Raw genomic sequence first — 7962 nt, 5'->3', positions numbered from 1 at the left:
GGGGCGCCGCCCAGCCCCCGTCGGCGTCCGAGTGAGCGTCCCGGGCGAAGCGCAGCGCGACCCACAGGTCCGCACGCACGCCCATGTCCCCCAGATCAAGCCCCAGCTCCTGCTGCAGCGCCTCGATCTGACGGCGCACCGTGTTGCGGTGCAGATCCAGCTCACGAGCCGCCGCCTCCCAAGAGCCACTGCATGCCAGCCACGCCGTGAGCACGCGTCGCTGCTCGGCCGCCTCCTCGGTGGGCTCGAGCAGGTGTCCGAGCAGTCCGCGAGCCAGGGCCGCCCCCGCCTGCGGGCCGAGCAGCGAGGCCACGCTCAGGGGCTGCTCGCCCTGACGCAGGCTGCGATCGCTGCGGCGCAGCTGATCCCGCACAGCGAGAAGCTCCGAAGCCGCCGTCCGCAGGCCATCGGCCTCGACCGGATCGCCGATGGCCAGCAGCCACCCGCGACGTCGGGCCTCGGCGACCGCCCGCGCGCTCGGATCCCTGCGCGTGATCGCCGTGAATCCCCCGTCCTCGGGCAGCACCAGCTCCGTGTCCAGCAGGTGCCCCCAGAACCGCTCGTCGACCGAGACCCCCTCGGCCACACGGGGCACGCCCATGACGATCCGAAGCCTCGTGCGATGCGCGGCACCTGCGCTGCGGCTGATGAGCGCCTCCGTGGTCTCCGAGGCGATCCTGCCGCGCAGCAGCAGCCGGGCGGCCAGCTCGCCGGCTGCCTCCCTCCTGCTGGCGCGACGGCGCTGCAGGACCTCGAGCACGGTCACCGCCGCGCGCACCGTTCCCGCCGCCGAGGGCTCCAGCGGACGACGGGAGCCTGCCACCAGCACGGCCACGGCGTCGTCGCCGCTGGGGCGCAGCGGATGCGCCTCCACCACGGGGGCCTCGAGCTGGTCGAATCGAGCGATCTCCAGACGCGCTCCCGAGCCTCCCTGCACCCGCTCGACCAGCCCCTCGAGCTGCTCGGTCGAGGCCGGAGCACTCCCGGCGCGCACCTGGCCGTCGGCGCCCAGCACCACGGCCCACTCCACCGGACCGCGTGTGAGCACCGTCAGCACCTCCTGCTCGGGGCTCGAGCCCATGGCGGCTGCGAGCAGGCGCCGAGTGCCGTCGTGCAGATCGCGCAGCACCCGGGCACGGGCGGTCTCCATGAGGCGGGCGAAAACCAGCCCGATCGACGCGAACGAGACCTCGGGCGGGATCTCGAACAGTCCCAGCCCGTGCAGCCGGCAGGCCTCGATCACGGCCTCCGGGGTGCGGTCGTGATGCGGGGCAAGCCCCACGCCGAGCGCGCGGGCCTCGGCCTTGACCAGCGAAGCCACGTAGCGCTGCGCCTCGGCGTGCCCGTCCGAGGCGCGGAACGGCATGCCCGAGGTGAGCACGACCTCCCCGGGCACCAGGAACGGCACCGGATCATCGAGCTCGCTCGGACCGACCCAGCGCACGGCGCTGTCGCCGCGGCCCGGGTGCAGCACGCGCACGGTCTCCGGCAGCGCGTGCAGCAGCCGGTCCAGCGTCACGGTCACGAGCGGTGTCTCGAGCGATGGGTCCATGCTCTCCTCCTGGTTCGGGTGCGGCAGGGACGTGCCCCTGATCTGCGCCGGTGCCGCCGCCGCGCCGGGGCATGCCCCGGGGGCCGCACCCTCGGCCGCAGCGGATATTGTGCGCTTTGCACCACGTTGACGAATCTCAGGGCATATCATCCCACGATGAGATGCGGATCACGTCCCTAGAGTGGCATCCGATCCGCCGGAGAAGGGAACCCCCATGGCCGATGCACCCGTCGAGCGACTGTCGCTCGGAGCCCAGCTGTCCAGGCGCAAGCCCCTGCCCATGTTCCGCCGCGAGAGCGGCGCCGATGAGGAGGGCAACGAGCTCAGCCGCAGCTTCGGCGTGGTCCAGCTGACCATGATCAGCATCGGCGCGACCCTCGGCACCGGCATCCTCGTGATCCTCGGCGAATCCGTGCCCATGGCGGGCCCGGCCGTGTGGATCTCGTTCGTGATCGCGGGCTTCGCAGCCCTGCTCTCGGCCCTGTCCTACGCCGAGCTCGCCGGGCGCGTCCCCGTCTCCGGGTCGAGCTACTCCTACTCCTTCGCCACCATGGGCGAGGGCATGGCCTGGGTCTGCGGCTGGTGCCTGGTGCTCGAGTACGGCGTCTCCGTGGCCGCCGTGGCCGTGGGCGCGAGCCAGTACGTCAACGAGACCCTCTCGGTCTTCGGCCTGAGCCTTCCGGAGTTCCTCACGGCGGCGCCGTCCGAGGGCGGGGTCATCAACCTGCCCGCGGTCCTGGTCGTCATCTTCGCCACTGTCCTGCTGGTGCGCGGTGCCCGCGAGTCCTCGCTGACCAACGTCGTGATGGTGTTCATCAAGATCGCGATCCTGATCTTCTTCATCATCGTGGCCTTCACGGCCTTCGACTCCGGGAATTTCGAGCCCCTGCTGCCCATGGGCGTCAGCGGCGTGACCGGTGCGGCCGCCGTCGTGTTCTTCTCCTACATCGGCTTCGACGCCGCCTCGACCGCAGGTGAGGAGGCCAAGAACCCCAAGAGGGACCTCCCCCGCTCCATCGTGATCTCCATGGTCGTCATCACGGCCCTCTACGTCCTGGTCGCGGTCACCGCGATCGGCGCCCGCCCGTGGGGCTGGTTCGAGGGCTCCGAGGCGCCGCTGGTGCACATCCTCGACGAGATCACCGGATCGCGGATCCCCGGCCTGATCTTCGCCGTGTCCTCCGTGGTGGCGATCGTCTCGGTCGTGCTGACCGTGCTCTACGGCCAGACCCGCATCCTGATGTCCATGTCCCGCGACGGCATGGTCCCGCAGATCTTCCAGAAGGTCTCCCCGCGCACCGCCACCCCGGTGGCCAACACGGTGATCGTGGGCGCCGTCATCACCGTGACGGCCGGTCTGATCCCCCTGGGTGAACTCGCCAACGCCACGAGCATCGGCACGCTGTTCGCCTTCATGCTGGTGAACATCGCGGTGATCCTGCTGCGCCGCCGCGAGCCCATGAGCCGCGACAGCTTCCGCCTGCCGCTGTTCCCGCTCACCCCGATCCTCGGCGCGCTGATCTGCGCGGCGCTGATGACCCAGCTCGGCGGCGTGACCTGGCTGGTGTTCCTGCTCTGGATGATCGCGGGCCTGATCATCTACCTGGCCTACAGCCGTCGTCACTCCCTGATCGGGAAGCTCTCCGCCGAAGAGTACGGCGTCCTCATGGCTGAGCCCTACCCCGCTACCGGCCCCATCGACTACGCGGCCGCAGACGGCCCCTCCCCCATCGGCGCCCCCAGGCGCCGCGACCAGGAAGGCGAATCACGATGACCACTGCGACCGAGCAGCCCATGGAGGACGGCCAGAACCGTCCGCTGACCATGCTGAACCCCGACTTCCCCTTCAGCTACGACCACTACCTGCAGCACCCCGCCGGACTGGGCCAGGTGCCCGAGTCCATGCACGGCACCGAGGTCGCCGTGATCGGCGCCGGGCTCTCCGGGCTGATCACCGCCTACGAGCTGATGAAGCTCGGGCTGCGCCCGGTGGTCTACGAGGCCGGCGAGATCGGCGGCCGCCTCAAGACCGCGAGCTTCGACGCCGCCCCCGAGGTCGTCGCCGATCTGGGCGGCATGCGCTTCCCGGTCTCCGGGCGCGCGCTGTACCACTACATCGACCTGGTGGGCCTGGAGACCGAGGCCTTCCCGAACCCGCTCTCGGACGTCACCCCCTCCACGGTGATCGAGCTGGGCGGCAAGTCGCACTACGCCCGCACGCCCGATGAGCTGCCCGAGTTCTTCAACGAGGTGGCCCGCGCCTGGCAGTCGGCGATCGACGACGACGCCGAGGCCGAGCAGATGAAGGACGCCATCCGCGACCGCGACACCGCCCGGATCAAGGAGATCTGGAACCGCCTGCTGCCGCGCATGGACGAGCAGACCTTCTACGGCTTCATCGCCGAGTCCCAGGCCTTCCGCGAGGCCGGCTTCGCCCACCGCGAGGCCTTCGGGCAGGTCGGCTTCGGCACCGGCGGCTGGGACACCGACTTCCCGAACTCGATCCTCGAGATCCTCCGCGTGGTCTACACCGACGCCGATGACGGCCACCGCCGCATCCTCGGCGGGGCCCAGCAGCTCCCCGAGCGCCTGTGGCGCCACGTGCCCGACCAGCTCGAGCACTGGCCTGCCGGCACCAGCCTGCAGTCGCTGCACGGCGGGGCCCCCGCCGGCGCCGTGAGCGCCATCCGCCGCGACAAGACCACCGGAGAGCTCGAGATCACCGAGCGCTGGGGGCGCACGCGCCGCTACAGCGCCGTCGTGACCGCCTGCCAGTCCTGGCTGCTCTCCACTCGGATCGACACCCAGGAGTCGCTGTTCCCCGCCCCCATGTGGACGGCCCTGGAGCGCTCGCACTACATGCAGTCCTCCAAGACCTTCGTCATGGTGGACCGCCCCTTCTGGAAGGACGTCGATCCCGAGACGGGCCGCGACACGCTGTCCATGACGCTGACGGACCGTCTCAACCGCGCGACCTACCTGCTCGATGACGGCGACGACAAGCCCGCCGTGATCCTGCTGTCCTACACCTGGAACGACGACGCCATGAAGTGGCTGTCGCTGGATGCCGACCAGCGGGTGGAGCTGATGCTGCACTCGCTCAAGCAGATCTACCCGGACGTCGACATCGCCAGCCACATCGTGGGCCAGCCGATCACGGTCTCGTGGGAGTCCGACCCCAACTTCATGGGCGCCTTCAAGGCCAACCTGCCGGGACACTACCGCTACCAGCAGCGCCTGTTCACCCACTTCCAGCAGGACGATCTGCCCGAGCACCAGCGCGGCATCTTCCTGGCCGGCGACGACATCTCGTGGACCGCGGGCTGGGCCGAGGGCGCCGTGCAGACCGCCCTGAACGCGACCTGGGGCGTCGTGCGCCACCTGGGCGGCTCCAGCGCCGCCGAGAACCCGGGGCCGGGCGAGCTGCTCGACGAGTACGGCCCCATCGCCCTGGACTGAACCCCACCTCCCCCACCATCAGGAAGGACCGTCATGGATCATCCTCGCGTCAATGACAACGGCCGCATCGGCCCGGTCAACGCCGCCCTCACCCCGCGCTACGCCGGGCTGGGCACCTTCGCGCGCCTGCCCCGGATCGAGGACGTCGACCACGCCGATGTGGCCGTGGTCGGCATGCCCTTCGACACGGGCGTGTCATACCGGCCGGGCGCACGCTTCGGGGCCACGCACGTGCGCGAGTCCTCGCGTCTGCTGCGCCCGTTCAACCCGGCGCAGTCGGTCTCGCCCTTCGCCGCCAAGCAGGTGGCCGATGCCGGCGACGTCGCGATCAACGCCTTCGACATCGAGGACGGGCTGCGCGCCGCCCAGGAGGCGGCGGCCTCCTTCCTGGCCGATGACACCTCGATCATCACGATCGGCGGCGACCACACCCTGGCCCTGCCGCTGCTGCGGGCCCATGCCGCCAAGCACGGGCCCATCGCCCTGCTGCACTTCGATGCGCACCTGGACACCTGGGACACGTACTTCGGCGCCGAGTACACGCACGGCACGCCGTTCCGCCGGGCCTTCGAGGAAGGCCTGCTGGACACCGACGCGCTGTGCCACGTGGGCACCCGCGGCCCGCTCTACGGCACGCAGGACCTCGACGACGACGCCCGCTTCGGCTTCGGGATCGTGACCAGCAACGACGTCATGCGCATGGGCCCCGATGCCGTGGTCGAGCTGCTGCGCAAGCGCGTGGGCGATCGCCCGCTGTACATCTCCCTGGACATCGACGTCCTGGACCCGGCCCACGCCCCGGGCACCGGCACCCCCGAGCCGGGCGGCATGACCTCGCGCGAGCTGCTGGAGATCCTGCGCGGGCTGCGCGGGACGAATCTGGTGGGCGCAGACGTCGTGGAGGTCTCCCCTCCCTACGACCACGCCGAGCTCACCGGCCTGGCCGCCGCGCACGTGGTCTACGAGTTCATGTCGCTGCTGGCACTCGGCGCCGGCGCCGAGAAGGGCGGGCCGGCCTACGGGGAGTCCGGAACCGTCTACGGCGGCTGAGCCGCACGGGAAGTGGTGTGAGATGTCCGTCGTGAAGATCAATGTCCTCTCCGTCCCGGAGGGTGCCGGGCCAGAGCTCGAGCAGCGCTTCGCCGCGCGGAAGCACGCGGTCGACGGCGCGGACGGGTTCGAGGGATTCGAGCTGCTGCGCCCCGCCGGGGAGCAGTCCCGCTACTTCGTGGTGACGCGGTGGCGAGATGAGGCCTCGTTTGAGGCCTGGCGCTCCCAGCGCCAGCCGTCCCACGAGTCCACCGGCCGGCGGCCGGTGAGCTCGCAGGCCGAGCTGCTGGAGTTCGAGGTCGTCGACCTCGAGGGCTGAAGCCCCGCCCCGGAGCAGCCGCCGCGACGGGCCCGCTTTTCGAGCGGGTCCGTCGTCGTCTGTCCACATCTGTCCCTCTTCCCCGCTCGCAGGCCGTGGGACAAGACTCGTCATGTCATCGCAGCAGCGCATCGATCGAGAGGGACTCCGTGGGCATCGCCGAGAGGCTCGTCGCACGCAGGAACTGGCGCCTGGCACGGCTGGCCGCTGTGCCGCTGAACCTCTCCGTGCCCGCCGAGGTGCGCATCGGGAACGGGCTGCAGCTGGTGCACTACGGCTTCGGGACCGTGATCTATCCGGAGGTCACGATCGGCGATCGCGTGCGGATCTATCAGCAGGTCACCATCGGACGGAAGGACGCCCACATCCAGCGGGCCGACTCAGACGAACGCGGAGATCCCGGTCAGCGCCCGTCCGACGATCAGGGTGTTGACCTCTGCGGTGCCCTCGTAGGTGAAGATCGCCTCCACATCGCTGAAGATCTTCCCCATCTCCCGATCGACCAGGATGCCGTTGCCGCCCATGAGCTGGCGGCCCAGCGCAGCGGACTCGCGCGCCATCTGTGAGGTCTTCAGCTTGGCCATGGCGGCCTGGCCCATGGTGGCCGTGCCCTGGGCGCGCAGCTGGCTCATCCGGTGGGCGATCCCGACCGAGGCGGTCGTGTTGGCGGCGATGCGCACCAGGTGGTCCTGCGTGAGCTGGAAGCCGGCCAGAGGGCGGCCGAACTGCCGGCGCTCCAGGGCGTACCGGCGGGCGACGTCGAAGATCGCCATCTGCGCGCCCACGGACTGCCAGGCCAGTCCCGCCCGGGACTGCTCCAGGATTACGTTGGTGTCGCGGAAGGAGCTGGTGCCCGGCAGGTGGTTCGAGACCGGGATGCGGACGTCCTCGAAGGTGAGGTCCGCGTTCTGCACGATCTTCACCGCGATCTTGTGCTCGATCTTGGTGGCCGTGAACCCGGGGGTGTCCGTCTCCACGATGAAGCCCTTGACCTGGCCGTCGGCCTCGTCGCGGGCCCACACGATCGCGATGCGGGCGATCGTCCCGTTGCCGATCCAGCGCTTGGTGCCATTGAGCACCCAGTGATCGCCGTCGCGGCGCGCCGTGGTGGCCAGCCCGCCTGCCACGTCCGAGCCGTGGTCGGGCTCGGTCAGGGCGAAGCAGCCGGTGAACTCCATGCGGCGCATGGGCGGCAGCCACTGCTGCTTCTGCTCCTCGGAGCCCAGCTCGTCGAGGGTGGCCATCACGAGGTCGCTGTGCAGCGCCAGGTAGACGCTGATGGAGATGTCCGCCCGCGCCAGCTCGGCTGCCACGAAGCCGCGGAAGACCGAGTCGGTGTCCGGCGAGCGCAGATCGCCCAGTCCGAACTCGCCGCATTTGGCGGCCAGCTCGGGGGCGAACTCGTCGCGGGACCAGTGCTCGGCCGTATGCGGGCGGATCTCGGCGTCCAGGAACTCCCGCAGCTCGCTCAGCTTGCGCTGCTGGTCCTGCGGCAGAGCGCTGCGGTGATCCAGCAGGTCCGCCTCCGGCAGATCCGCGATGTCGATGTGCTCTGCGCTCATGATGGCTCTCCTTCTGCGAT

At 70.4% G+C, this 7962-nt stretch carries 6 protein-coding genes; 4 read left to right on the top strand and 2 right to left on the bottom strand.

Annotated features, from left to right (window positions below; translation table 11 throughout):
* Window positions 1-1552: PucR family transcriptional regulator (locus tag M3E84_RS06810; protein WP_259895464.1), on the bottom strand; the 1552-nt coding region annotated here is incomplete at its 3' end.
* Between the two features lie 214 nt (window positions 1553-1766).
* Here M3E84_RS06810 and M3E84_RS06805 point away from each other — a divergent pair.
* The 4 genes from M3E84_RS06805 to M3E84_RS06790 are packed head-to-tail and all read left to right on the top strand — an operon-like array spanning window position 1767 to window position 6380.
* Window positions 1767-3326, top strand: a complete 1560-nt coding sequence (locus M3E84_RS06805; protein WP_259895463.1) for an amino acid permease — start codon at window positions 1767-1769, stop codon at window positions 3324-3326.
* Window positions 3323-5011 carry an NAD(P)/FAD-dependent oxidoreductase gene (locus M3E84_RS06800; RefSeq protein ID WP_259895462.1) on the top strand — a complete coding sequence of 563 codons (1689 nt, stop codon included), beginning with the start codon at window positions 3323-3325 and terminating at the stop codon, window positions 5009-5011. The genes M3E84_RS06805 and M3E84_RS06800 overlap by 4 nt, the downstream gene beginning before the upstream one ends.
* Window positions 5012-5044: 33 nt before the next feature.
* Complete coding sequence (gene speB, locus M3E84_RS06795) at window positions 5045-6061, top strand: agmatinase (protein ID WP_259895461.1); 1017 nt, start codon at window positions 5045-5047, stop codon at window positions 6059-6061.
* 22 nt (window positions 6062-6083) lie between these two features.
* On the top strand, window positions 6084-6380 hold the full coding sequence (locus M3E84_RS06790) for an antibiotic biosynthesis monooxygenase (RefSeq protein WP_259895460.1): 297 nt from the start codon (window positions 6084-6086) through the stop codon (window positions 6378-6380).
* A gap of 380 nt (window positions 6381-6760) precedes the next feature.
* Here M3E84_RS06790 and M3E84_RS06785 read toward each other — a convergent pair whose 3' ends face one another.
* The gene (locus M3E84_RS06785; RefSeq protein WP_259895459.1) at window positions 6761-7942 is read right to left on the bottom strand and encodes an acyl-CoA dehydrogenase family protein; all 1182 of its coding nucleotides are present in this window, start codon (window positions 7940-7942) and stop codon (window positions 6761-6763) included.
* Window positions 7943-7962: the final 20 nt, after the last annotated feature.

This window comes from Kocuria sp. p3-SID1428 (assembly GCF_025149945.1).
Classification (GTDB): domain Bacteria; phylum Actinomycetota; class Actinomycetes; order Actinomycetales; family Micrococcaceae; genus Kocuria.
Note: the sequence above shows the minus strand (reverse complement) of the source record. Positions and strands in the feature narration are given on the sequence as shown.

Excerpts from the sequence above, each read along its gene's own strand:
- M3E84_RS06790 (WP_259895460.1), top strand. The coding sequence starts at position 6,084 with ATGTCCGTCGTGAAGATCAATGTCCTCTCCGTCCCGGAGGGTGCCGGG.
- M3E84_RS06800 (WP_259895462.1), top strand. The coding sequence starts at position 3,323 with ATGACCACTGCGACCGAGCAGCCCATGGAGGACGGCCAGAACCGTCCG.
- M3E84_RS06785 (WP_259895459.1), bottom strand. The coding sequence starts at position 7,942 with ATGAGCGCAGAGCACATCGACATCGCGGATCTGCCGGAGGCGGACCTG.
- speB (WP_259895461.1), top strand. The coding sequence starts at position 5,045 with ATGGATCATCCTCGCGTCAATGACAACGGCCGCATCGGCCCGGTCAAC.
- M3E84_RS06805 (WP_259895463.1), top strand. The coding sequence starts at position 1,767 with ATGGCCGATGCACCCGTCGAGCGACTGTCGCTCGGAGCCCAGCTGTCC.